The sequence below is a fragment of the Paenibacillus vulneris genome, assembly GCF_039543185.1.
In the GTDB taxonomy this organism is placed as follows: domain Bacteria; phylum Bacillota; class Bacilli; order Paenibacillales; family NBRC-103111; genus Paenibacillus_S; species Paenibacillus_S vulneris.
This window is the reverse complement of sequence record NZ_BAABJG010000051.1, coordinates 19923-43184: the sequence shown is the minus strand read 5'-3', so window position 1 is coordinate 43184 and position 23262 is coordinate 19923. Positions and strand designations below refer to the sequence as shown.

23 protein-coding genes and 1 pseudogene are annotated in these 23262 nt (G+C 50.6%); 7 read left to right on the top strand and 17 right to left on the bottom strand.

Translation table 11 applies throughout. The features are described 5' to 3' along the window. Window positions 1-60: 60 nt before the first annotated feature. Entirely contained in the window at window positions 61-510 is a 450-nt protein-coding gene (locus tag ABEA66_RS31985) for a MerR family transcriptional regulator (protein ID WP_345593965.1), read from the bottom strand. A gap of 169 nt (window positions 511-679) precedes the next feature. Here ABEA66_RS31985 and ABEA66_RS31980 point away from each other — a divergent pair, with 169 nt between their 5' ends. Next, the gene (locus ABEA66_RS31980; protein WP_345593963.1) at window positions 680-1531 is read left to right on the top strand and encodes an aldo/keto reductase; all 852 of its coding nucleotides are present in this window, start codon (window positions 680-682) and stop codon (window positions 1529-1531) included. Window positions 1532-1872: 341 nt separating this feature from the next. On the opposite strand, the gene ABEA66_RS31975 is transcribed toward ABEA66_RS31980, so the two are convergent. Both ABEA66_RS31975 and ABEA66_RS31970 read right to left on the bottom strand, forming a co-directional pair. Continuing rightward, window positions 1873-2688, bottom strand: a complete 816-nt coding sequence (locus ABEA66_RS31975; protein WP_345593961.1) for a TrmH family RNA methyltransferase — start codon at window positions 2686-2688, stop codon at window positions 1873-1875. A gap of 9 nt (window positions 2689-2697) precedes the next feature. Beyond that, window positions 2698-3390, bottom strand: a pseudogene (locus tag ABEA66_RS31970) (potassium channel family protein); the annotation flags it as partial. Between the two features lie 166 nt (window positions 3391-3556). Between ABEA66_RS31970 and sspI the strand changes: the two are divergent. Beyond that, complete coding sequence (gene sspI, locus ABEA66_RS31965) at window positions 3557-3760, top strand: small acid-soluble spore protein SspI (RefSeq protein ID WP_079914891.1); 204 nt, start codon at window positions 3557-3559, stop codon at window positions 3758-3760. Between the two features lie 74 nt (window positions 3761-3834). On the opposite strand, the gene ABEA66_RS31960 is transcribed toward sspI, so the two are convergent. From ABEA66_RS31960 to ABEA66_RS31945, 4 genes are all read right to left on the bottom strand, one after another. Continuing rightward, window positions 3835-4938, bottom strand: coding sequence for a Gfo/Idh/MocA family protein (locus tag ABEA66_RS31960; protein WP_345593958.1), 1104 nt, complete (start codon window positions 4936-4938; stop codon window positions 3835-3837). 42 nt (window positions 4939-4980) lie between these two features. Beyond that, window positions 4981-5700 carry a ThuA domain-containing protein gene (locus ABEA66_RS31955; protein WP_345593956.1) on the bottom strand — a complete coding sequence of 240 codons (720 nt, stop codon included), beginning with the start codon at window positions 5698-5700 and terminating at the stop codon, window positions 4981-4983. 16 nt (window positions 5701-5716) lie between these two features. Continuing rightward, window positions 5717-6877, bottom strand: a complete 1161-nt coding sequence (locus tag ABEA66_RS31950; protein ID WP_345593954.1) for a Gfo/Idh/MocA family protein — start codon at window positions 6875-6877, stop codon at window positions 5717-5719. A gap of 109 nt (window positions 6878-6986) precedes the next feature. Then, entirely contained in the window at window positions 6987-8012 is a 1026-nt protein-coding gene (locus ABEA66_RS31945; RefSeq protein WP_345593987.1) for a LacI family DNA-binding transcriptional regulator, read from the bottom strand. A 226-nt stretch (window positions 8013-8238) separates the two neighbouring features. On the opposite strand from ABEA66_RS31945, the gene ABEA66_RS31940 reads away from it, so the two are divergent. Both ABEA66_RS31940 and ABEA66_RS31935 read left to right on the top strand, forming a co-directional pair. Beyond that, window positions 8239-8952 (top strand): response regulator, encoded by a 714-nt coding sequence (locus ABEA66_RS31940; protein WP_345593952.1) that lies wholly within the window; start codon window positions 8239-8241, stop codon window positions 8950-8952. 2 nt (window positions 8953-8954) lie between these two features. Beyond that, window positions 8955-10436: an ATP-binding protein gene (locus ABEA66_RS31935; RefSeq protein WP_345593950.1), complete on the top strand. Its 1482-nt coding sequence runs from the start codon at window positions 8955-8957 to the stop codon at window positions 10434-10436. Window positions 10437-10530: 94 nt separating this feature from the next. Here the strand turns inward: ABEA66_RS31935 and ABEA66_RS31930 are convergent, their stop codons facing one another. The 5 genes from ABEA66_RS31930 to zwf form a co-directional block, all read right to left on the bottom strand. Continuing rightward, entirely contained in the window at window positions 10531-11445 is a 915-nt protein-coding gene (locus ABEA66_RS31930) for a YheC/YheD family protein (RefSeq protein WP_256865624.1), read from the bottom strand. Window positions 11446-11780: 335 nt separating this feature from the next. Continuing rightward, window positions 11781-12278, bottom strand: a complete 498-nt coding sequence (locus tag ABEA66_RS31925; protein WP_192701868.1) for a CcdC protein domain-containing protein — start codon at window positions 12276-12278, stop codon at window positions 11781-11783. A gap of 67 nt (window positions 12279-12345) precedes the next feature. Then, entirely contained in the window at window positions 12346-13923 is a 1578-nt protein-coding gene (locus ABEA66_RS31920) for a peptide chain release factor 3 (RefSeq protein ID WP_377741062.1), read from the bottom strand. A 32-nt stretch (window positions 13924-13955) separates the two neighbouring features. Then, complete coding sequence (locus tag ABEA66_RS31915; protein ID WP_192701866.1) at window positions 13956-15020, bottom strand: metallophosphoesterase family protein; 1065 nt, start codon at window positions 15018-15020, stop codon at window positions 13956-13958. Window positions 15021-15252: 232 nt separating this feature from the next. After that, complete coding sequence (gene zwf, locus ABEA66_RS31910) at window positions 15253-16773, bottom strand: glucose-6-phosphate dehydrogenase (RefSeq protein WP_079915087.1); 1521 nt, start codon at window positions 16771-16773, stop codon at window positions 15253-15255. 200 nt (window positions 16774-16973) lie between these two features. Between zwf and ABEA66_RS31905 the strand changes: the two genes are divergently transcribed. Next, on the top strand, window positions 16974-17324 hold the full coding sequence (locus ABEA66_RS31905) for a hypothetical protein (RefSeq protein ID WP_345593942.1): 351 nt from the start codon (window positions 16974-16976) through the stop codon (window positions 17322-17324). 302 nt (window positions 17325-17626) lie between these two features. Here the strand turns inward: ABEA66_RS31905 and ABEA66_RS31900 are convergent, their stop codons facing one another. Next, window positions 17627-18079, bottom strand: coding sequence for a GNAT family N-acetyltransferase (locus ABEA66_RS31900; protein ID WP_345593939.1), 453 nt, complete (start codon window positions 18077-18079; stop codon window positions 17627-17629). 292 nt (window positions 18080-18371) lie between these two features. Here ABEA66_RS31900 and ABEA66_RS31895 point away from each other — a divergent pair, with 292 nt between their 5' ends. Then, window positions 18372-19094: a hypothetical protein gene (locus ABEA66_RS31895; protein WP_345593937.1), complete on the top strand. Its 723-nt coding sequence runs from the start codon at window positions 18372-18374 to the stop codon at window positions 19092-19094. Here the strand turns inward: ABEA66_RS31895 and ABEA66_RS31890 are convergent. Then, window positions 19089-19373, bottom strand: coding sequence for a hypothetical protein (locus ABEA66_RS31890; RefSeq protein WP_345593935.1), 285 nt, complete (start codon window positions 19371-19373; stop codon window positions 19089-19091). The genes ABEA66_RS31895 and ABEA66_RS31890 overlap by 6 nt on opposite strands. A gap of 830 nt (window positions 19374-20203) precedes the next feature. On the opposite strand from ABEA66_RS31890, the gene ABEA66_RS31885 reads away from it, so the two are divergent. After that, entirely contained in the window at window positions 20204-20803 is a 600-nt protein-coding gene (locus ABEA66_RS31885) for a TetR/AcrR family transcriptional regulator (protein ID WP_345593932.1), read from the top strand. Here ABEA66_RS31885 and ABEA66_RS31880 read toward each other — a convergent pair. The 3 genes from ABEA66_RS31880 to liaF form a co-directional block, all read right to left on the bottom strand. Beyond that, entirely contained in the window at window positions 20781-21431 is a 651-nt protein-coding gene (locus tag ABEA66_RS31880; RefSeq protein ID WP_028548883.1) for a response regulator, read from the bottom strand. The genes ABEA66_RS31885 and ABEA66_RS31880 overlap by 23 nt on opposite strands. Further along, window positions 21409-22503, bottom strand: a complete 1095-nt coding sequence (locus ABEA66_RS31875; protein ID WP_079915082.1) for a sensor histidine kinase — start codon at window positions 22501-22503, stop codon at window positions 21409-21411. The genes ABEA66_RS31880 and ABEA66_RS31875 overlap by 23 nt, the downstream gene beginning before the upstream one ends. A 71-nt stretch (window positions 22504-22574) precedes the next feature. Next, entirely contained in the window at window positions 22575-23240 is a 666-nt protein-coding gene (gene liaF, locus ABEA66_RS31870; RefSeq protein WP_079915081.1) for a cell wall-active antibiotics response protein LiaF, read from the bottom strand. Window positions 23241-23262: the final 22 nt, after the last annotated feature.

Here is a 23262-nt window from a genome sequence, read left to right as displayed (position 1 = left end):
TGTCTTGATTGATGTTATAAGCAAGTCTCAAATTATCTTATAATCAACCCGGAATATCTCTCAAGCCTTACGAACAGAGGGCGAGTAAAATACGTCACCATGCATATGCAGAATTTTGTCCCAGTTGCCGGGATTGGTCGTGTCTGGCGCACGATGCTCCATAATGGCTTGATATAAGCTTGTTTTTTGTTCCAAATGGTCAATGTGCCGTTTGGCTTCTTCGAGTTTGGCGAGCGCCGCTTCTTTATGCTCCATAATGAGTGCACAGCGTTGCGGAACGGTTGAATCCCCTTCGAGACAGAGATCGACGTACCTTTTAATGACTTCAATCGGCATCCCGGATTGCTTGAGGCATTTGACGCCATGCAGCCAGTTGATCGATTCTTCGTCGAACATCCGGATATTATTCTCATTGCGCTGTACGCTTGGAACCAGGCCTTTATCCGTGTAAAAGCGCACGGCGTGCTCGGTGAGTCCTGTTATTAGGGCAGCTTCTTTGACCGTATGCATGTGAAATCCTCCTCGAAAAAAATTTTAAAGCAGCTTGACTTCGTGTAACACGAAGGTTCTAAGCTTAGTGTAACGCAAACGAGTCGTAAGTAGAATCCCCGCTGCTGTGCCCGATTTAGGGGATAAGCGCCGTTTGCTGTTATACATTTGAACACTGGGAGGAATTACAATGCAAACCGTAACATTAAACAATGGCGTGAAGATGCCGATCATCGGCTTCGGTGTTTACCAAGTTCCTGATGCTGAAGAATGCGAGAACGCCGTATATGAGGCTCTGATGGCTGGTTACCGCCTCATCGATACCGCCGCCGGTTATCTGAATGAGGAGGCGGTCGGTCGAGCGATCAAGCGCAGCGGTATACCACGTGGAGATCTGTTCATCACAACCAAGCTTTGGGTTCAGGATGCCAGCTACGAGAGTGCCAAGGTGGCGTTTGCCAAATCGCTGGAGAAACTCCAGCTCGATTATCTGGATCTATACCTTATTCACCAGCCGTTCGGCGATTATTACGGCGCTTGGCGTGCGATGGAGGAGCTGTACCGCGAAGGCAAGATCAAGGCGATTGGGGTCAGCAATTTCCTGCCTGACCGTTTAATGGACCTTATCGTGCATAACGAAATCGTGCCTGCCGTCAATCAGGTCGAAACGCATCCGTTCTACCATCAGATGGAGAGCGCCGCTTTTATGAAAGAGCAGGGAGTGCAGCACCAGTCGTGGGCGCCCTTCGCTGAAGGACGTAACAATTTGTTCGGGAACGAAGTGCTAGCCTCGATCGCAGAAAAACACAACAAGTCCGTCGCCCAAGTCGCGCTTCGCTGGCTTGTTCAAAGAGGAGTCGTTGTAATTCCGAAGTCAGTTAAAAAAGAACGGATCGTCGAAAACTTCAACATTTTCGATTTTGAGTTGAGTGCTGACGACATCGAACAGATTTCCACTCTCGATACGCGGCAAAGTCTATTCTTATCGTACAACGATCCGGAAGTCGCCAAGATGATGGGCAACTGGAAAGTCGATCTGTAAACCTTGATTAATCCGTAAACGCATCATGCGTTTATCTCCATCTATTAAGAAAGGACAGGGCGATCCCCCTATCCTTTCTTTACTTGAATTGTAAATTCAAACCACCGAATCCTCAGATCCTTCAAAACATCAAGCGTCTCGCTAAGTCCATTTCGAGTCACCTTTTTAATAATCATAACGGGGAATCGCTTACTTTATTTCATTTCTTTTAAAAGGAATTGAGCTCTAGCCGATAGGTCTTGGCTCCTGCCACTCATTCACGAATTTCCCTATAAAAAAGAATAAAAGCCTGATCTCTCAAGCTTTTTCTAATTGAATTAATTGGGTACTTACTTTTCTCATCAGAAACGAATCCCCCGCTGCCGCATAGCTTCAAAAAGGACCACAGTCGCCGCCATCGCAGCATTGAGAGACTCCGCTCGTCCCTGCATCGGGATAAGAATATGCTCCGTCGCCAAAGCGGACACTTCGGCCGAGACGCCTTGTCCTTCATTGCCGACAACGAACCACACCGGCTGACGGAAATCATACTCATAGCAGCTCTGTTTGCCTTGTAGACTTGTCGTCACAATGGCAATTCCCTGCGAAGCGGCTTGAGGCAGCGCATCCCGCAATTCTCCTTGCACGATCGGGAGATGGAATAACGAGCCCATAGTGGAGCGGACAGTTTTGGGGTTATACAAGTCCACCGTGCCGCGGCCAAGCAGAACGCCGGTAGCCCCCACCGCATCGGCGCTTCGGATGATGGTTCCGAGGTTACCCGGGTCCTGGATCCCGTCGATAACAACGACCAAACCCACGGAATCCGCACGCATGAAATCGTCCAGTGACCAATCCAGCTTGGACAACACCGCGAACGCTGCCTGAGGCGTCAATGTGTCCGTGCATTTGGCGAGCACCTGCTCGCTTACGGCTATGCACTCAATTCCTGCGTCAACGGCCTGCTTCAGCAATCCGTCGGGCAGCTCATGCTGCCGGTCTTCGGCAACGACTAAGGTTTCGATAGCGGCCCCCGATTCGAGAGCCTCCTGCACCAAATGCACGCCTTCAATAATGAACTGGCCTTGCTTGTCCCGGCCTTTTTTGTCCAATAGCTGCGCCCATGCCTTTACCCGGGCGTTTTGGACGGAAGTAATCGATGATTCCAACAATGTCATAACAACAGCCTACTCTGCGAATGTTTTTTCAAAATAATTCAAATCTTCATTTTTTCCTACGATAACGAGCACGTCATTTTCTTTGATCAAATCCTCCGCACTCGGGGCGATGTTCATATGCGATCCGGTCTTTATAGCCATGACATTGCATCCGTATTTGGCGCGAATGTCCAGCTCCCGAAGGTTTTTGCCGATTAAGGTCCGCGATGCTTGAACCTCGATAATGCTGTAAGTCTCGGACAGCTCGATATAGTCTAGTATATTGGATGAGATCAAATGATGCGCGACCCGCTGGCCCATATCCCGTTCCGGATAGATGACCTTATCGGCACCAATCTTTTTTACCACTTTGCCGTGAAGCTCGTTTTGGGCTTTCACGACGACTTTCGGTACGCCGATTTCCTTCAAAATAATCGTAGTCAATATGCTGGACTGAATATCTTGTCCTATGGCGACAATAACGACGTCAAAATTGCGAAGTCCCAAGGAACGCAGCGCCTCTTCATCCGTGGAATCCGCCTGAACGACATGCGTCACGATCGTCGAGATTTCCTGCGTTCTTTGCTCGCTGCTGTCAATGGCCAGCACCTCATAGCCAAGGTCGGACAGCGTCCTTGCTACACTGGAACCGAAACGTCCCATTCCGATAACGGCGAATTGCTTTTTCATGGAACTCACCCCTTCCTTTCGATAGACAGCATGCCTCCAGCAACCGCCATTACAGCTATAGCTTCATCATCAAAATGCATGATATGTACGGTTTTTATTATTATACCATAAAATATCCGGATCATAACGGAGCATGAACAGCCCCTTTTTGGAGCATAGTAATCAGGTAAACCATGAGATGAAAAGCGAGGACACTTCCATGAACTTAAACCTGAGACAGGCCATAATTCAACGAGTTACGAACAAAGATGACGAGGAGCTTTTTGGCGTTATTGAAGGGTCGATCGGGGGCCAGGAGCAAGTGCTTCCGGGGTTAGGGGTTTTGTTCGAAATCATATGGCAGAACAGCAGCCACGATACGCAAGCGCAGCTGGTGAGCACTTTAAAAGAACATTTAACGTAAGAACTTAAAAGAAAAACCGCCAGGGATGTTGGAAAGACCCTAGCGGTTTCTTGTTTATTCCTATGGGATAGGGATTAGTCCAGTATTCCTTTAACCACGCCCGCCGGCATCGGTTGAGGCTTCTCGCAGCTGCTCTGCATGATGTAATGCTTGCCTTCGTTGGATGCATCATGAAACCCGTGCATGGCTTCCAGGACATGGTAGGCAAGCTCGCCGTTCGCGCGGTTGATCCGCTTGTTCTTGATCGCGTAAGCCATATCGAGCACCCCAAGCCCTCTGCTGTTATCCGCATAGCCGTACAATAACGGCACCTCGGTGAATTCCTTAGCATCATGACGGCGAACTAGAACCGGACCGCCAAATGTATTGGGATCCGGTACGCTCAATGTACCCTCGCTGCCATAAATCTCAATCCGCGGAACCTGCGCTCCGCCGAAGGCATCGAAGCTGGTAATGATCGTGCCGATCGCCCCGCTGTGAAAATCCAGCACTCCCGCGACATGCGTAGGAGTCTGGACTTGAATGGTTTTGCCGTATTTCGGCTGACTGGTAATCGTCCGTTCCGGGTAGGAGATCTTGGCTGATCCGGTCACGCGCTGAATAGGTCCCAGCATCGCTACCAGGGCGGTTAAATAATAAGGTCCCATATCGAACATCGGTCCCCCGCCTTGGGCATAATAAAATTCGGGATCCGGATGCCAATGCTCGTGACCGCGTCCGATCATGAAAGCCGTAGCCGCTACAGGCGTGCCGATCCAGCCGTCCTGAATCAGCTTGATGCAGGTCTGGATGCCTCCTCCCAGGAACGTATCCGGCGCGCTTCCTACCAGAAGCCCTTTGGATTTGGCAGCTGCCAAGATTCGCTGACCCTCTTCGCGGGTGACGGCCAGCGGCTTTTCTACATACACATGCTTGCCCGCTTCCAGCGCCTGAATGCATACATCGGCATGGGCCGCAGGAATCGTCAGGTTGATAACCAGATCAATTTCGGGATCGGCCAGCAGCTCCTGTACGGTGCAAGCCTTCGGAATCCCGAATTCCTCCGCGCTTGCCTGCGCCCGGGCCACATTCAAGTCCGCGCACGCTTTTACATCCAATACATCAAACGACTTGCAGTTTTTAAAATAAATACTGCTGATTTTACCGCAGCCTATAATACCGATTCTTATCTTCTCCATGCGTATATGGCCTCCCTAATCCACGATTAGTAACGAATGATCTTAGTTGCTGTCTCCCATACCTGTATACTTGCTATCTCCGGAAACGATGCCTTGCGCAGCCTCTTTGCCTTCTGCTGCCCACAAGAAGCCACGGCGCATAAGCTCCTTGACTTGCGGCATGTCTACGATATCGGCGTGATGCCCAAGGGAGCAGTAGTAGACTCTGCCAACACCCCAGCGCTTCGTCCAGACCACAGGCATATCTACGGCTTTATTCAGGGAGTGTGGCCCTTCGACTACCGGGAACCGTGTCGTTGCCAGCACCTCGACCGCTGGGTCGACATGCAGATAATACTGCTCGCTTTTCACTGCAAAGTCTGCCATTCCTTCCACCAGCGGACTGGAGCTGTGCTTGATATTAACGACATACTCGACTCCGTCATTGCCGGGGTGAGCCACCCATTGGCCTCCGGTCATAAACTGCCAATCGACGTTGTTGCGGAACGCGTCGCACATGCCGCCGTGGCATCCTGCGAGACCGACTCCTTTTTGCACCGCTTCGGAGACATTCTTGACCAGCTCCTTGGTGATTTCCCCCATTGTCCATACCGGAACGATCAGATCCAACGAATTCAGCTTCTCTGCATCGGCGAATGCTTCCAATGTGTCGGATACCTCGACCTCGAAGCCGTTCTCGGTCAGCAGGCTGCGGAAAATTTCGGATACCTCCTCCGGTTCGTGCCCTTTCCAGCCGCCCTGTACAACCAAAGCTTTTTTCATCCCGTATCGCCCCTCTCTACATCTCCTCAATTTTGACCCAGCGCCGCTCCTCAATCGAGCGTTCTACCGCTTCCAGCACTTCCTGGCATTTTACCCCATCCACAAAGCTTGGCACCGGCTGGCGGTTTTCCTCCAATGCCTGCATCAGCTCCACTACTTCATGAACGAAGGTATGCTCATAGCCGATCGTATGCCCTGCCGGCCACCATGCATCCATGTAAGCGTGTGCAGCGTCGGTAGCAAGAACGCGGCGGAAGCCCTGAACGTCGGCAGCATCGTCGGTGAAATAGACCTGCAGCTCATTCATCCGTTCAAAATCGAATTTCACGCTGCCTTTGCTTCCGTTGATTTCAAAAGCATTCGTGCAGCGATGACCGGGAGCGAATCTCGTAGCCTCGAAGCTGCCAAGCGCTCCGTTCTCAAACCGGCTCATGAACAGCGTCGCATCATCGACCGTAACCGGACCTCTGGGGGCATCCTTGCTACCTTTGGCGCTTAAGCCGGTCATAGAGGTAGGAAGCGGCCGTTCTTTAATGAAGGTTTCGCTCATGCCGATGACTTCCTTCATCCCGCCGACCAGATAATGAGCAAGATCGATGAGATGCGCACCCAAATCACCATGGGAGCCTGAACCGGCTACTTCCTTTTGAAGCCGCCATACTAACGGAAAATCCAGATCGACAATCCAATCCTGAAGAAACCATCCGCGGAAATGATAGATTTCACCTAATCTTCCCTCGTCGATCAGCTTCTTGGCCAGCTGTACGGCTGGAGCGAACCGGTAGTTGAAGCCGACCATATGCTTGACGTTAGCTTCCTCCGCCGCCTTCAGCATCTCGCGGGAGTCGGCAAGCGTCAGCGCGAGCGGCTTTTCACAGAACAAGTGCTTGCCCGCCTTAGCTGCCGCCAAAGCAATCTCCTTATGAGCATCGCTCGGAGCATTAATATCGATGACATCGATATCGTCCCGCTTAAGCAGCTCACGCCAGTCCGTCACATAGCCTTCCCAGCCGAACTGCTCCGCAGCCTGGGCAACTCCCTGCTCATCCCGGCCGCAGATCAGCTTCATGACCGGCCTTGCCGATTTTGGGAAAAACATATGTAAATCGCGATAAGCATGGCTGTGCGCCTTGCCCATAAATTTATAACCGACCATTCCGATATTGAACTGCTTCATCCTTCCAATCCTCCCATGTAAAAAGTCCGGCGAATACCGACGGAAAGCCGCGGTGATGCCAACCAAGGAACAACCCCGGCTTAAGCTTCGCCGGTCGTTCATTATCCGGTTACTGCCTTTTGGAGCAAGACTGCCGAACGACGAGCTCGGTATCCATCTTGAGCTGAAAGCCTCCTTGGGCGCCTCCCAGCTGCTCCAGCAAACGTTCGGCGGCTGCGCTGCCCATCTCGTAGAACGGTACGGCTACGCTTGACAGCGGCGGATCCGTGACGCGGGCGGCATCGGAATTATCGCAGCCGATAACGGCAAAATCGCGTCCTGCCTCCAGCCCATGCTCCCGCAGCCCTTGCATCAAGCCTATTGCCATCCGATCATTGGCCGAGAACACCGCATCCAGCTCCCCTATGCGGCCGGCCATCTGGGCCGCCGCCCGGTAGCCGCTTGTTCTGCTGTAGTTGCCCTCATAGTACCATCTTTGGTACTCGCTTGAATCGATACCCGCTTCCTCCATGGCCAGCTTATATCCATGCCACCGGTCGCCGCTGCTTGAGAATTCCGGGGACCCGTTAAGAAAGGCAATTCGGCGATAGCCTTTACCTAGCAGGTATTGGACCGCGCGGTAGCTGCCCCCCGTATGATCCGCATCAACTTCGTTAAACTGCTCTCCTGCAAAATGCTGGTTGACAAGGCAGAACGAATGCCCCCCTTCTTCCAGCTTTTTCAGCTGCTCCCTCTCTCTCGGCGTGTCGCCGGCACCCAGAATAATGCAGGCGTCCACTTTCTGCGAGAGAAAAATATCCGTATATTCACTCTCGTCCTCCGGTGAGCGGAACATCAGCAGCAAATCATACCCTTTTTCTCGCACCTTAGAGCCTATACCGCTTAAAATCTCGGCAAAAAAATACGTCGAAAACAAATGCACCTTGGGCACATAGGGAAGAACCACGCCCAAATTGCCACTTCTGCGGCGGGCGAAGCTCTGAGCAATCGCGTTGGGATGATAGTTCAGTTTCTTAGCTGCCTCCAATACCCTCTGCTTCGTTTCTTCCTTCATCGGCCCTACGCCGTTGAAAACCCGGGAAACGGTAGCTTCGGATACTCGCGCTAACTCAGCAACTTCCTTCCTCGTTACTATATGCGTTCTCTCCTTTCGTTCAGCTTTTCCTTATTACTTGCTAAGCTTCAACATGTTCTTGCAACCATAATGTACACGCGTACATTTTCTCATGGAAACCCTTGGTTTGTCAATTGGTTCATCGTCTCATCATGCACCTGTTCCGAGCCGATCCAGTATTGATATTCATCCCTCAACCGACTATGCTTGAAGGGAGATATAAAGAAGAAATCAAGGAGTGTTTTCCGTGAAGCTGCTTGTCGCCGAGGACGATCTGTCCGTATGTGAAATGCTGCAACTTTTTTTTCAAAAGGAACAATATGATACCACCTTCGTCAATGACGGAATAGCGGCACAGCGGCTAATAGATGAACAACCATGGGATTTCGTTATTCTGGATTGGATGCTTCCGGGCAAAGACGGCATCAGCCTGTGCCGGGATCTGAGACAGAATCAGCAAACCCCCGTTATTCTGCTCACCGCGCGCGATCAGGAGCAGGACAGAATTAAGGGGCTGGAGCTCGGTGCGGACGATTATGTGACCAAGCCGTTTAGTCCCATGGAGCTAATTGCCAGAATGAAAGCCGTATTGCGGCGCTATAAGATCGGAATTAACGAGGACCGCGAGGCTCTTCCCGTCCAGGAGGAGCAGGCTAACGGTTTCAGCACGCTGAAGCACAAATTCATTACGATCCAGCTCGAGTCGAGGACCGCCATCATTCAAGGCCATGAGATTACGAACCTGACACCGAAGGAATTCGATCTGCTCTGCTTGTTCGTCCGCTACCCGAAAAAGGTGTTTACCCGCGAGCAGCTGCTCGAAAGCATCTGGGGCTATGACTATATTGGAGAAGAACGGACGGTTGACGTGCATATCAAAAGACTCCGCAATAAAGTCTCGACACCGGATTGCGCGCTGATCGTAACAGTCTGGGGAGTCGGCTACAAGCTGGAGGAATAACGATGGGGAGCCACAAGCGTTATCGCTTTACGTTTTTTCAGCGCCTTTTTCTAAGTCACCTCATTGTGTGCCTGCTCATCCTCGGCTTATTGAGCTTTGGGTTCGCTTATTACACCAAGCAGCAGATTTATCAGGCGGAGACAGAGGAATTAACTACTACGGCCAAGGTCATCTCCAGAATGTTTTCACGGGAGGAGGATGAGCCGCAGCCTGCGCTTCAAGCCTACCGTACTCTGCTTGTGGAACGCAAAATTTCGTTTATTCTGTTCGACAAAACGGGGGAAATGGCGTACCGCGATCCCAAAATGCCGAGCGCTTACCGTTCCAAGCCTTTCCTGGACGGACTGAAGGCCAAAATTTTCAATATGAATGAAAATGAGAGCTTCATTGTCAACCGGAATACGGAAGAGCCGTTGGTGGTTCTGGGCAAGCCGATCCGTCCCAAGAGCCAAAAAGGAGATATGTACCTGTTCGTCTTCTCTCCCCTTCACGGCTACCAGGAGACGGTGCAATCGTTCAATAAGGCACTGATCTATTTATTCGCAGTCGTATTCCTGCTGGCCGTTATCGTCAGCTTGCTGATATCCCGCAATATGAGCAAGAGCATTCAGCCGCTTCGCCGCGCTACACGGCAGATTGCCGCAGGACAATACGAAGCAAGACTGCCTGTTACCCGTACGGACGAGCTTGGGGATCTTGCCTTCGATTTCAATGCCATGGCGGCCCAACTGGAGGCTTCGTCCAAGAAATTGAACCAGTACGAAACGATGCGGCGTCAATTCATCATGGATGTCACTCATGAGCTGCGCACTCCCTTAACCTCCATCCGGGGCATTATCGAAGGGCTGAAGAGCAATCTGGTTACCCAGCCGGAGGACAAGCAGAAGTATTACGGCATTATCGAGAAGGAAACGTTCCGTCTGATCCGGCTCATTAATGAGCTGCTGGATACGGAGAAAATCGAGAATGGCATGATTACGCTGCATAAGAAGCATATCCCTCTGAAAGAATTAATGGAGGTGGTCTCGGAGTCGCTGGAGATCCTGCTGGAAGCGAAGCACCTCCAAATCATTATCGAATGCGATCCCATGCTGCTGGTCTACGGGGACTATGACCGGCTGATGCAGATTCTGATTAACCTTGTGAAGAACAGCATCCAATTCACCGATTACGGTTCCATCCGATTGCGGGGACAGGAAACCGAAACCGAGACAAGGATCCAAATCTCGGATACTGGACAAGGCATGACTCTCGAGGAGCAGGAGTATATCTGGGAACGGTTTTATAAGGCCGACCCTTCCCGCAGCAAAAGCAACAGTGAAACGGGACTGGGGCTATCTATCGTGAAGAGGCTGGTGGAAGCCCATCAAGGAACGATTGAAGTTCAAAGCACCCCCGGCATGGGAAGCGAGTTCCTCATCACACTGCCTAAAGCGCAAACGGAAACCACCTCTCCCGCAGAGACGGACTCCCGCGATTCTTAAACAAAGTTAAACCCCTCGTTAGCTGATACTCATCCCGAGAATCCCGTACCCCCGAACATAAGCGGATACGGGATTTTGTCATAATGACGCGATGCTAGACTCTTCCGTAGGCTTTGGCGTAACGGTATACTTTGCGATACATGGTTTTATCCTTCAACCGGTTGAAAATGTACGGATCCGGATTGGTATTCACCTCCAGAATCCAGGGCTTGAGATCCTTATCCAAGGCAATATCCAGACCGACTTCCTTAATGCCTTTATAGGTTTTGAACAGCTCTTCCGCCGTCACCAAGCCGAGCTTCTTCAAATACCGGATGAAGATCTTTTGCTTATCCGCAGGTAAATAAGCCTTCAATAAGGTCTCAATCGATTTGATCTGTCCTCCGTTATGAACGTTCGTCACAATTTTCTTGGGGTCTGCGACACGCCCGATAATGCCTGTAGTCTCCCATTTCTTTTGCGGCGACTGCTGCACATGGACGCGAATGTCGAAGCTGCGCTTGAGGTATTTGGTCAGGTGAATGCCCATTTGAACCAAATACAGCCGATTTTTCGTGAGATCGATAATGGAATCGTACATGTCGTCATAGGATGAAAATTTCCGGATTTCCGAGCCGCTCTGATAACGGTACACCGGCTTCGAGGCATCCGAATCCACCTCCACTCTCATAACCCCGATCCCAAAGGTTCCCTTATCCGGCTTGATATACACCATTCGGTATTTATCCAGCATGCTTTTAAGAGAGGAATGCGTCATTTTCTCTGTCGGAGGTATATGAGCACGGATTTTGGTATTTTCGCTCAACACGCAGGTCTTCGTCCATTTACTGACGACGAACCGATTATACTTCTTACTCATGACATCCACCTTTCCTCGAATCGCCAGGTATACATAATCCCGTTTATAGCGTGCTTTGTTAGAACCATACTTGTAATCGCCTTGAGCTTCTTGCATAAGCGCATGGTCCGCATCCGATGCGGCACCCGCCCAAACAGTCGATTCAAACACAATATTGTATGCTGTACCTGCCCTTCCGGTTCGGAGGCGGACTTCATGGAATGCAAAATAACCCGGTAAAGCGGGTTGGTCTGTTGAACAATCTATTGAGCATGTGCTGATTTACTCCAATGGGGTATCCCCCTCCCACCCAGGCTTCCTAGGCAGGCTGTGCTAACGCAAGGCCCGAAATGAATAAAATAACCCCACAAAGTGGGGCCTTGGCTTCGGAGCTGATTCAGGCTTTGCGGGGAGCCCCGAAATTTATAAATTGTATACTGTTAAGAAAACCCGATCCGGTTCGGATCGGGCCACAATACTTTTTCTCATGCAAAAACCAGCTTGGATTACTTTCCTTTTGCCAGCAAAAAGGTAAAAAATCGAATGTAATACGATACAAGCACGAAGAAGATACCAATCGTCCAAGGATCTTTCCCGTACATCTGCATCGGATTCGCGGAAGGGTCATACGCATCGGGTCCCAGAGACTGCATCACCAACAGCCTGTAAGCAATCCTGCCCACCAATAAGGCAAGCACGGCCATATTAACCCATAGATGCGTACGATAATACATTCCGTCGCTCTGCTGCTCGAATTGCGTATGCTTAATCGCATAATGCGCCAGCACCAGGCCGCAGACCAGACCCACTCCATCAGCTATAAGGTTAATAGGGTGAAGAACTCCCAGGTATAGAAACACGCACCCCAGCAGACTGAACAGGATGATCCGAAACATTAGCCTGGAACGTACGATCTTCTGCAAGCCGATCGTCCGCTTGGTCCTGCGGTAAATCATGAATCCAACCAGCAGGACTATTCCCAAAGTCGGTCCCATGTGCTGCATGCAGTTACCCACCTGCCATTTCCTTAATTTAGCTTAGTAAGCATTTTGTTTGTATCTTTTTTTACCCTTAAGGGGCATTCTCCAAAAATTTCGCGTTCGGATTTTTTTCCATTGCCGAGCGCATCGCATACTCACTTTCGAATAAGGCGACATAGTTGTCGTTCTTATCCCGAACCAGCTGGGAGTTAATGCGGAACTTGCCCGGATCGATCTGATCATCGATAATCCATCTCGCAAACTGGAAGTTCGTGCGCTGAAGCTGAACGTCTACACCGTATTCCGCTTTCATCCTGTACTCGAATACCTCAAACTGAAGCTGGCCGACAACGCCAAGAATCAAATCGTCAAATCCGATCGTACGGAATACCTGAATCGTTCCTTCTTCCGTCAGCTGGTCGACACCTTTTTGAAACTGCTTATGCTTGAGCGCATTTTTCACGGTTACCTTGGAGAACAGCTCCGGCGAGAACGTCGGCAGCTCATTGAATTCGACATTGCCGGCCTGGCTGAGGGAGTCACCCAACCGGAAAATCCCCGGGTCGAAGAGCCCGATAATGTCCCCCGGATAAGCCTCTTCCACGATGTCGCGGTCCTGCGCGAGGAACTGCTGCGGTTGAGCCAGCTTGATATCTTTGCCTGCCCGCACATGCTTAACGGACATTCCGCGCTCGAACTTGCCGGAGCAAATGCGTAAGAACGCAATCCGGTCACGGTGAGCAGGGTTCATGTTCGCCTGGATTTTGAAAATATACCCGGTAAACTTCTCGTTCATCGGATCAATCTCGCCTTCGCTGCTGCTGCGCGGCGTCGGCTTCGGCGCCAGCTGCAGGAAGTTTTCGAGGAATGTTTGCACACCGAAATTGTTGATGGCACTGCCGAAAAAGACAGGAGTCAGCTCGCCGCTGCGTACCTTCTCATAATCAAACTCGTCACCCGCTACGTCCAGCAGCTCCAAATCCTGCACCAGCTGATCATAGAAGAAGTCCCCCGCAATTTCCTTCACCACAGGGTCATCGTATCCGCTAACCTTGCGAACCTGAATCTCCTTATGATCGTCTCCCTGGAACAGCTCGACTTGGGTTAATTTACGGTCGTATACGCCGCGAAATTGCTTGCCGGAGCCGATAGGCCAGTTCATCGGATAAGAACGGATGCCAAGCACCTGCTCCAGCTCCTCAAGAAGATCGAACGGGTTTTGTCCTTCACGGTCCATTTTATTAATGAATGTAAAAATCGGGATGCCCCGCATGCGGCATACCTGAAACAGCTTCTTCGTCTGCGCCTCGACCCCTTTGGCCGAGTCGATCAGCATGACCGCACTATCCGCCGCAGTCAACGTACGGTAAGTATCCTCTGAGAAGTCCTGGTGACCTGGAGTATCGAGAATATTGACACGATGTCCAGTATAATCGAATTGCATTACGCTCGATGTAACCGAGATCCCTCTTTGTTTCTCGATTTCCATCCAGTCGGAAGTCGCATGCTTGCTTGCCTTGCGGCCTTTTACCGTACCTGCCAAACGGATCGCTCCCCCGAAGAGCAGCAGCTTCTCGGTCAGCGTCGTTTTCCCCGCGTCGGGGTGAGAAATAATAGCGAAGGTACGGCGCTTTTCAACCTCTTCTATCATCTTTTGCTTGGTATCCATGCTCATAAGCTTCTGTAATTCCTTCCTTATCGTTAAGTTAGCTTCAGGCTCCAGTCCGCTTCCTTCAACCAGGCTCGCTTACTGAACTCGCGGCCGCGAACGGTAACTCTGTCCTTATACACCTGAACATATAAGCCTTGCGATTTTTCTTTCCCGGCATTTTCATAATTCCGGTTCAAAACCCTGCCGACCGACGAATTATGGAAGTAATGGAACGTTTCCTTCACATAATGCTCTGCGCCGTTCTGGAAATCCTGATGCCGGTGTCCGCAAAAGACGAATACATTTTTGTAAGGCTTCAATATTTCGCGGAACTTCTTCGCGGGGATCAGCTGATGACTTCCTCCGTCGGAGCCGATAGGCGGCAGCGGCTGGTGGGTCATGACGAAGATCGGCTTGCCGTCCTTATGCTGAGCCAGCTGATTCTTGAACCAATCCAGCTGCTGATCGGAGTACCAGGCCCCTTCGCCGACCTCCGGCTTCTCTTGGACGTAGGCTTCCTGTGACAGCAGGATGATAGGGAACCCGTTGATCTGCGCGGCGTTGTAGATGCTGTCCAGATTAAAAAACTTCTGGAACCGCTCGCGCGCCTGCCAATCCGTCTTCCCGTTGGGCATCGTTTCTTTATTGAATGCCCCCTTCTTGTCTACCCAAATATCGTAATAATCGTGATTGCCCATGTTCGCGTAGATAGGCGGCAGCTTATAGGCCGACAGCAGCTTCTGAAGTTCCTTGTAGCCGTCCGCGCCTCCGAAATCCGTCAGATCGCCTGTGATGATCAAAGCTTCAATCGGCGATTCGAATTGCTTCATATCTTCTAGGGCTTCCTTCATATGCTTGATAGTATTGGGATCATATACCGAAATATGAAGATCGCTTAATATCATAAATGAAAATAACGGATCCTTGTCATTGGCCGGCTCCGGTTTAGCTTCCGGCGGCTCCTGCTTTGCGAGTCTCGGTTCCGAGTCTGTACTCGGCTGCGCTGCCAACTGCGTGTCCTCCGATCGCTGAAGCAATTTGAACAGTCCGGTAAAAGCCGCCCCTATAAGGACAAGCAATCCAAGCATCCAGCGGATAAAAGCCCGACGGGACATAGAAGTATTCCCCCTGAGTATGAATCATGCCATCATTTTATTCAACGTTCATTTTACCATGAAATGCGTTTCTTTATTATATCTGTTTATCCGGATGTATGCACACTTTTTCAATGCACGGGAGATTCACTAAAGCATTAACGCAGGTAAGATTTCGACAAAAGAAACAGGGCTCGTACCCTTATGCATGTACGGCCCTGCGATTTTCACTTGTCCTGCTGACATAAACGGCTTAACGCTGTGTAAACTCCCAAGCCACTTCTCCCTCATCCTGTCCGTTAACCGGCCACCATTTGAAGCCGTCCTCAGACAGCAGCTGCTGAGCTTGATCCGGCCCCCATGTTCCGGCAGGGTACAGATGCAGGTTATCCGTGCGCTCTCCCCATGCCGCGGCGATCTTGTCCACGTACTTCCAAGCCAGCGCCACTTCATCCCAACGGGTAAAGTAGGTGGAGTCGCCGCGTGCCGCATCATGCAGCAAACGCTCGTAGGCCTCCGGCGTATTCAGGCCGACCTGGCAGCTCTGGCAGAAATCCATGGCAACAGGCACAATCGTGCCTTCGGATCCCGGCTGCATCGCGTTCATTTTGAAGTAAATGCCCTCCATCGGGTTTACCCGGAACACTAACAGATTCGGCTCGAGCTTATGCTTCTTCGAAAGGTACACATTGTTAGGCACATTCTTGAATTCGACAACGACTTCCGTCGTTTTGACAGGCAGCCTTTTGCCGGTGCGGATGTAGAATGGAACGCCCGCCCAGCGGAAGTTGTCCACGAATACGCGCGCGGCGAAATAGGTTTCGGTCGTCGACTCCGGATTGACGGAATCCTCCTCGCGGTACCCTGGAACCTGCTTGCCTTTGTTGGTTCCCGCCACATATTGTCCGCGAACCGTATTGGCCCGGACCTCAGCAGCATTCTGGAAGCCCCGCAGCGAACGGAATACTTTGACCTTCTCGTCGCGGATATCTTCCGGCGACAGACGGCTAGGCGGTTCCATTGCCATCATGGCCAGCATTTGCAGCATATGGTTCTGGCCCATATCGCGCAGAGCACCCGAGTGATCGTAATACCCTCCGCGCTCCTCGACGCCAACCGTTTCACTTAAAGTAATTTGAATGTTGGCAATATATTTGTTGTTCCACAAAGGCTCGAAGAACGCATTGGCAAATCGAACGACGCTAATGTTCTGAACCATTTCTTTACCCAAATAATGGTCGATACGGTAAATATCTTTTTCATCGAATACTTGCCGAATTTCTGCATTCAGCTTCTCTGCGGAAGGCAGATCGTAGCCGAATGGCTTTTCAATGACCAGGCGCGCCCATCCGGAGGTTTCAAGCAAGCCTCCTGCCTGCAGGTTATGAGAAACACTGCCGAACAGTTCAGGTGCCAACGCCAGGTAAAACAGGCGATTGCCGCCTACGTCGAATTTGTCGTCAAGACGGTCCGCCAAGCCACGCAGATCTTTAAACGCCGACGGATTGTTGATGTCCAGGGACATGTACTCAAAGTGCTCTGCAAAGGATTCCCACTGCTCGTCCTTCGTTACATTATAACGAGCGAATTCTTTGATCGATTCCAGCACATCCTCACGAAACTGCTCATTGGTTCTTGAGCGTCTCGCCAAACCGATCACGGCAAAGCGATCCCCCAGCTTACGCTCGCGGTACAAGCAATAAATTGCAGGGAACAGCTTGCGGCGGGCCAAATCGCCCGTAGCACCGAATAGGAAAAACACCGTATTGGTCATCTTCTCATCATTCTTTCTTATGTATTTTTTATTGCTTTAACTAATCAAAGTCATGAACTCTTTAAGCATAACGAAAACTGGCTCAGGATTCAATGCCCTCATCATGCAAAATAGGCGCGTAACCTCTAGGCCATTATCCAAACGCACATACACGTTACGCATAGACTAGAGTGTACATGATGACGGAGGTGTAAACATTCATGAGACATATTCATCCCATTAACGAAGACACGTGCCGGGAACATTTCGGCAAGCCTGTGCTTGTCATTCTAAGAGACGGCAGCGAAATGGTTGGTGTACTGAGCGCTTATGAAAACGGTCAAATCATTTTGAACCGTCAGGCAGCCGCAGCCGATCCGGCCGTCGGCTCCTCGAGCTCCAAAAGGTCCGGCTCCAACAGCATCAAATCGCGAAAAACTAAGATCAAAGCGAAAACAAGAGCCAAGCTGTCCGCCTTCCCCGGGCCTGGACCCGGATTCGGCATTCCTCCCTTTGGCGGAGGTATCGCGCTGGATCTTTCCCTAATTGCTCTTTTGTTCCTGCTCGTTTAAGCGATTCAGCTCGAGCTGACTCCGGCATTCGGCGGACGGGAGGGCTCCCCCCTCCGCCGAGGCTTGCATCAAGCGGAAGACAGTCTGTTTGCCTTACTATCCCCGGAAATGGTAATGCAATAAACCATCCGTTCGCGAAACGTATCCCTTCCATTATGCGAGGTCCCGTCTATCGACATATGGCGATCATTCATAGAGGGATGATAGGCATTATCACTGCGCTGACGCTTTAGTGGAGGTATGCGCGGTAAAAAAGGTCCCGCCCGTCCGCAGCGAAGACCCGCCTATTAGGTTTAAAAAGGTTACTTCTTCAAATGGATACGCTTCGACAATTGGTAGCAGCGAATCAGGCTGTTGTAATGAACCGGTACATAATCCTTGGAGGCATAAAAGCGCTGAGCCTGCGTATTCGTATCATCTACCCACAGCCGAATTTCATTCTTTCCGGCCAGCACGGCTGAACGCTCCGCGTGCTCCATCAGCCTGGAACCCATTCCTTTGCCCTGCGCTCTCGGATGAACGGCAAGCATGTCGATGATAATGACCTCCTTGTCCTCACGGAGCGTAATGAACCCGCACGCCGCCCGGCCCCCCGAGCATGCGACATAGGTGCTGCTTCCCTTCATCCGATCCCGGATCAATGGAAGCGTCACTCGCAAATCCGGCTGGGTCAGTCTTGCATAGGGTAACAGAAGCAGCTCCACCAGCTCCAGTATCACTTTATCGTCCCGACGCGGAATTCGCTTTCGGATCACTGGCGTCGCCCCCTAGAATAAAGAATTACTTTATACTATGAAGCGACAGCAGGGTGTGCTATTATTTCAAATACTTTTTACCGACGAAGGCAAGAAACAGCACGCAGACGATAATAACAACCACGATGACGGCCGTTTGTACCCAATCCATGACAAAATGCCCCTTTTTCCAAGTTAATTCTATATCATACAGTAGCGTCAATAATTATGTCAAGTTCCAATTTACGTAAGATGGAACATTATGTATAATAAAACCAATCCATTTCTCATTATTCATCGGAGGTGTTCAAGCATGCTGGCCAAGCTATCTAAAGTGGCTCGTACATACCGTACCAATGCCTTATGGCATTCAGGAGAGGATCTATGGAAGCGCCGTTCGCGTCGATCTTCACCCTTCTTCAATCCGCCATCGATCTCGTCCCATGCGTTCCATCATGATTTCGAACCATTCGCATTCGCTGCCGCGTTAAGCTTATCCCATGTCTTGACCGCCGCCGTCGAAGTGAAGGAATCTGTCGAGGCGTTGAATCGACAGCCCGATCAGGAATGGGAAGCAACGGATGAGCAAGACCCTGCCTTCCCTGAACAAGAGCAAAAGACCACCTTCCGTCAACAGCAGGTTGAGGAGCTGGTCCAAAGCTATATTCTTCTTCATCAAGCATTGACTTCAGCATCCACCTATATCGACAGCAAGACGCTGGAGGAGGCGCTCAGCCAGCCCGCTTCAGAACTATGGGAGGAGCTTGGTCTTCGACAATCAGACGGAGAAGCCGCGTCACTCATGGATATGCCTGTTCCCCATCAGGTCGACGCGTCACGGACCGGCGAGCTGGCCGTTATTCTATCTGAAACGGCCGATCGGCTTCTTGCCTTTCCGCCGGAGCAGCTTCTCGACAAAGAACAGCCGCAATTCAAGACGATAACGAAATACCGTTTTCGACAATGGGAGGCAGGCCAGGTGCACACCTACTTCTCCATCCCTCTTAACGGAATCCTCATTAATCAATATTTATAAGGCGCGGCTTAAGCCGCGTTTTTTGCTTTCCAAAGCCTGCATCAGCGCAGCTTGCTTAGCTTTGGCTTGCCTGGCGTTGTCAGGCATGTCGAACCATTCCCTGCACCTGTACAGCTCCATAAGTGCGTGCTCTGCCGCTTCCGACGCCTGCTTTTCATTATTCAGCAAGTAGAAAGCGATTTGATAGCAATATTCCTCATAGCGCCGAAGGTGAACGGCCTTCTCCCTGCACGGCAGGGTCGCGAATTCCATTCTCCTATCGGCTATAGTAACCGCCATCTCCCTCTCCCCTTTTCGTCTCCAATTTGGACCACGCTCATCCACAACTCTAACTACTATATATCCAAGGCGCGAAACGCCAGTTCATTTTTTTTGTCTCACTATATATAGACGAAACAAAGCGCGATTTTCTTTCACTGTTTCCGACATTTCCACAAAAAAACAGCCTCTTCTTTAGAAAAAAGATCACTGTCAGCGGAAGATAGGGTTTACCTTTGGATTATTAGACTACCATCGTTTCTTTTCGCCATTTTTTAGAGACCGTGAATTTTGTCAATTTCCCCGGAAATAATCACATTTTGAACATGTCCCCCGACAAAGATGTTTATTTCACCAATCGGCCTGTCTCACAGAGTCGAACCGTATGAGGTTTCGTCAATCTCGTCCGCCTTCAGAGCCTCTTTTGAGGATTTCGACAGACTTTATCTATCCGCTTGTTGTCGAATGACGGCCCGATGGTCTCTCAGGCTGTCTGGCTCCTCTGTCCGTTCCATTCTCTGCCCGAATATGTGAACTTCTCTACCCATAATTCTCAATAATTATTGGAACAGAAACTATTTTGCCTTCGGTCAATAAATAAATCCCTCTCCTGGCAAGCACCAGAAACCCTTTCCATGCATAGGTTTATGACTATCCTATATGTGGATACGGCCCAATGTAATGTTTCCCTTTTTCGCACCATTCCTATTCTATTTATCAGCTATATCCAGTGTTAAATAAAATAACACAAATTTTAATGACTCTTGCAGATATCATTCACCAGCTGGTATTATGTTATTATAATTAACATTAATAAGGACTACTTATCATAAAGAAACGGAGCTCTGATCATGACTTCTAGTACGATTAAAGCCGCTGCATTACGCCATTTTGCAAAAAACGGGTATGAGGGCACCCCTTTATCCGAAATCGCCAAGGACGTGGGAATCAAGACGCCGTCGCTCTATGCTCATTTTCGCAGCAAGGAAGACTTGTTTCTCCGGCTCTTCGAGGAGCTGCTTCAAGAACATGCCGCCCGCGTCGGCCAGCTGCTGGAATCCATTCACGACTACCCGGTGAAAGAGAAGCTGTTTGCCATTCTTAGGGACTCCTGCGATACTTATTTGGTCAGCGAAGAAAAAATCACCTTCCTGCGCAGAGCGATGCTGTTTCCCCCTACCTTTCTTCAAGAACGGCTGCAGCACAAATTTATTGAAATCGAGCGTCTTTTTACAGCCCCTCTACAAGAAATCTTTTCGACAGGAATACAAAAAGGACTCATCCGCGATGAGCCCGTCGAAGAGCTGCTGGCCTCCTATCTTTGTTTGATGGATGGCTGCTTTCTCCAATTATTTTATTATGGCCGGCCCCAATTCGAACAGCTGCTGGAAGGAGTATGGCGCATCTACTGGGAAGGCATTGCCGCCCCTATTCTACCAGACCGTTCTTAAAGGCATATATGGCCGCCTGCGTACGATCCTCGACACCAAGCTTGGCAAGAATATTCGTTACATGGAACTTGACCGTTTTAATGCCGATGAACAGCTCATCCGCCACATCCTGATTGGACTTGCCGGAAGCGATCAGACGAAGCACCTCCATCTCTCTTTCCGTCAGCTCCTCGTGAGCAGGAGCGGCAGCCTTCGGCTGTCGGAACCGGTTCATGATCTTGGAAGCCACCTGGGATTCAAGGATGGATTGGCCTTTTACCGCAGCCCGGATCGCTTGTGCAATTTCCGCAGCCCGAGAGGTTTTCAACAAATAGCTGAAGGCTCCCGCTTCAATAACCGGGTACATCTTCTCATCGTCCAGGAAGCTTGTCAGAACGATCACTTTGCACTCGGGGTACAGCTGAAGCAGCCGCCGGGTCGTTTCGATTCCGTCCATTCCTTCCATAACCAGATCCATCAAGACGACATCCGGCCTGTATTCCTGAGCCAGTCTAATACCCTCCGCACCATTACTGGCCTCGCCAACAACCTCAATATCTTCCTCCGTACTCAGCACCGCTGCCAAACCTATCCGAACCATTTCGTGGTCATCCACCAATAGAACTTTAATCGCCATCTCGTTCTCCATCCAATTCTCCCCCTTCCGTCAAAATCGGCACCCGAATCTCAATCCGAGTTCCTTTACCCGGCGCCGTTATCAAATTCAAGGACCCGCCGATTTCATTCACGCGTTCCTTCATGGTCACAATACCGTAAGAAGCATGCTTTTTCGCATCGAGATCAAAGCCTACGCCATTATCCCGGATCAGCAGTCGAATCGCATCGCTGGAAGGCTGAGTCAACCGTACCTCCAGCTTGGTAGCCTTGGAATGCCTGAGGGCATTCGACATCGCCTCCTGCACGATCCGGAACAAATGATCCTCGATCCCTTTAGGCAGCTTGACGTCCTCCTCCAACTCCCAGGAGATTTCCATAGGAACCTTGGCCATCAGCTCCTGAAGCAGCTCCAGCAAGCCTTCCGCAAGACGCTTCCCTTCCAGATGGACAGGACGCAAATGAAGGAGCAGCGCGCGCATCTCCGATTGAGCCACAGAGGCCATTTCCTCAATCAGATGAATTTGTCTCTTGGCCTTTTCGAACAAGGTCTTGTCGAAGTCCTTGTCCAGCGTTCTTCCAACCGCTGTAGCCGTCATCGAGATCGCGAACAATTGCTGACTGACGGCGTCATGCAATTCCCGAGCCAGCCGCTGTCGCTCCTCCACGATAGCCGAATACTTCGCCTTTTGCGCCAGCTGCGCATTGTTGCTGGACAAGCGCTGGAGGGAGGTTACCTGCTCCTCCCATTTTTTCGTAATCTGGTTCAACTGCTCGCCGAGCCTGCCGATTTCATCCTCTCCGAGAGGAGGGACCTTGCGGCTTAAGTTTCCTTTTTCCAAGGAAATCATCACCTCGCGAAGCAGCTCCAGGCGCCGTTTGGTCTTGCTGCTGTTCCACAGCCCGTAAGCGCCTCCGATCACCGTAACGATAGCGATGACCGTCAGGCTGAGCCGCACACCCTCCTGCCAAGTCGTAAATTCATTGATATAGCCGTTGGAACTCAGGAAGTACACGATGACCCCAAACAAAAGAAGGCTGAGTATAATTGACTCGCCCATGCTTCGCCATATCATGTTGGTCAGTCGTTTGTCATGCCCTTCCATCCATTTCGGCCTCCATTGTTATCTGATCTGTTTCAAAGTTATAAACGAGATTACTGCTGCAATTTGTTGCATTACACGATTTTAATATCTACATCAGCAACGACATAAGAGATAAGAAGCTTCACCCGCATGTCCGCGGTTTCGTAGTTCGGCGACTGCCATACCGTCTTGTTCAACGCCCCTGCCTCCTTCAGCGGTCCGATATCGGATTGACCGAACAAGACCGAGGAAGTGACGGAGACGCCCATATCCTCCGGAACAATAATATCCACATCGGCAATAACGCCCTGCAGGACGATCGTCGTTTCCTGCTGCTCCGGGATGGCATAGGTCAAATCGATTTGAAGCTCGCCAAGCACGTTCCATATCGAGCTGCTGCGCAGCACCCACGGTTCTCTTCCCCAGCGGATGCTCTCAATCAGACTCTGCTTCCTGACATAATCATCGCCCCGCTGAAGCTGCTTGGAGCGGATATAGAAGAAGCCGAGCGAGATCAGCACCACGGCCAGCAGAAGGGACAGGTTCCCTCCGATCAGGATGACCAATCCGATGCCGATAAATATATAGCCTTTGCGTACGGAGGCGGACCGGATTTTATTAATGCCGTAAAGAATGAACAAGAGAGCCAACACGGTGAAAAAGCCGAAATGATTATCCAGGAGCAAATACAGCCCGACTCCGATCAAGATCAGAGCTACATTTCGGTTATTGTTTCGATGCTTCCAATTCTTCTTCATCCGTGCTGCCTCCCTTCTTATG

What these genes read in the sequence shown, in the direction of transcription:
- ABEA66_RS31985 (WP_345593965.1), bottom strand. Translation starts at nt 510, where the DNA reads ATGCATACGGTCAAAGAAGCTGCCCTAATAACAGGACTCACCGAGCAC.
- ABEA66_RS31980 (WP_345593963.1), top strand. Translation starts at nt 680, where the DNA reads ATGCAAACCGTAACATTAAACAATGGCGTGAAGATGCCGATCATCGGC.
- ABEA66_RS31975 (WP_345593961.1), bottom strand. Translation starts at nt 2,688, where the DNA reads ATGACATTGTTGGAATCATCGATTACTTCCGTCCAAAACGCCCGGGTA.
- sspI (WP_079914891.1), top strand. Translation starts at nt 3,557, where the DNA reads ATGAACTTAAACCTGAGACAGGCCATAATTCAACGAGTTACGAACAAA.
- ABEA66_RS31960 (WP_345593958.1), bottom strand. Translation starts at nt 4,938, where the DNA reads ATGGAGAAGATAAGAATCGGTATTATAGGCTGCGGTAAAATCAGCAGT.
- ABEA66_RS31955 (WP_345593956.1), bottom strand. Translation starts at nt 5,700, where the DNA reads ATGAAAAAAGCTTTGGTTGTACAGGGCGGCTGGAAAGGGCACGAACCG.
- ABEA66_RS31950 (WP_345593954.1), bottom strand. Translation starts at nt 6,877, where the DNA reads ATGAAGCAGTTCAATATCGGAATGGTCGGTTATAAATTTATGGGCAAG.
- ABEA66_RS31935 (WP_345593950.1), top strand. Translation starts at nt 8,955, where the DNA reads ATGGGGAGCCACAAGCGTTATCGCTTTACGTTTTTTCAGCGCCTTTTT.
- ABEA66_RS31925 (WP_192701868.1), bottom strand. Translation starts at nt 12,278, where the DNA reads ATGCAGCACATGGGACCGACTTTGGGAATAGTCCTGCTGGTTGGATTC.
- ABEA66_RS31920 (WP_377741062.1), bottom strand. Translation starts at nt 13,923, where the DNA reads ATGGATACCAAGCAAAAGATGATAGAAGAGGTTGAAAAGCGCCGTACC.
- ABEA66_RS31915 (WP_192701866.1), bottom strand. Translation starts at nt 15,020, where the DNA reads ATGTCCCGTCGGGCTTTTATCCGCTGGATGCTTGGATTGCTTGTCCTT.
- zwf (WP_079915087.1), bottom strand. Translation starts at nt 16,773, where the DNA reads ATGACCAATACGGTGTTTTTCCTATTCGGTGCTACGGGCGATTTGGCC.
- ABEA66_RS31905 (WP_345593942.1), top strand. Translation starts at nt 16,974, where the DNA reads ATGAGACATATTCATCCCATTAACGAAGACACGTGCCGGGAACATTTC.
- ABEA66_RS31895 (WP_345593937.1), top strand. Translation starts at nt 18,372, where the DNA reads ATGCTGGCCAAGCTATCTAAAGTGGCTCGTACATACCGTACCAATGCC.
- ABEA66_RS31890 (WP_345593935.1), bottom strand. Translation starts at nt 19,373, where the DNA reads ATGGCGGTTACTATAGCCGATAGGAGAATGGAATTCGCGACCCTGCCG.
- ABEA66_RS31885 (WP_345593932.1), top strand. Translation starts at nt 20,204, where the DNA reads ATGACTTCTAGTACGATTAAAGCCGCTGCATTACGCCATTTTGCAAAA.
- ABEA66_RS31880 (WP_028548883.1), bottom strand. Translation starts at nt 21,431, where the DNA reads ATGGAGAACGAGATGGCGATTAAAGTTCTATTGGTGGATGACCACGAA.
- ABEA66_RS31875 (WP_079915082.1), bottom strand. Translation starts at nt 22,503, where the DNA reads ATGGAAGGGCATGACAAACGACTGACCAACATGATATGGCGAAGCATG.
- liaF (WP_079915081.1), bottom strand. Translation starts at nt 23,240, where the DNA reads ATGAAGAAGAATTGGAAGCATCGAAACAATAACCGAAATGTAGCTCTG.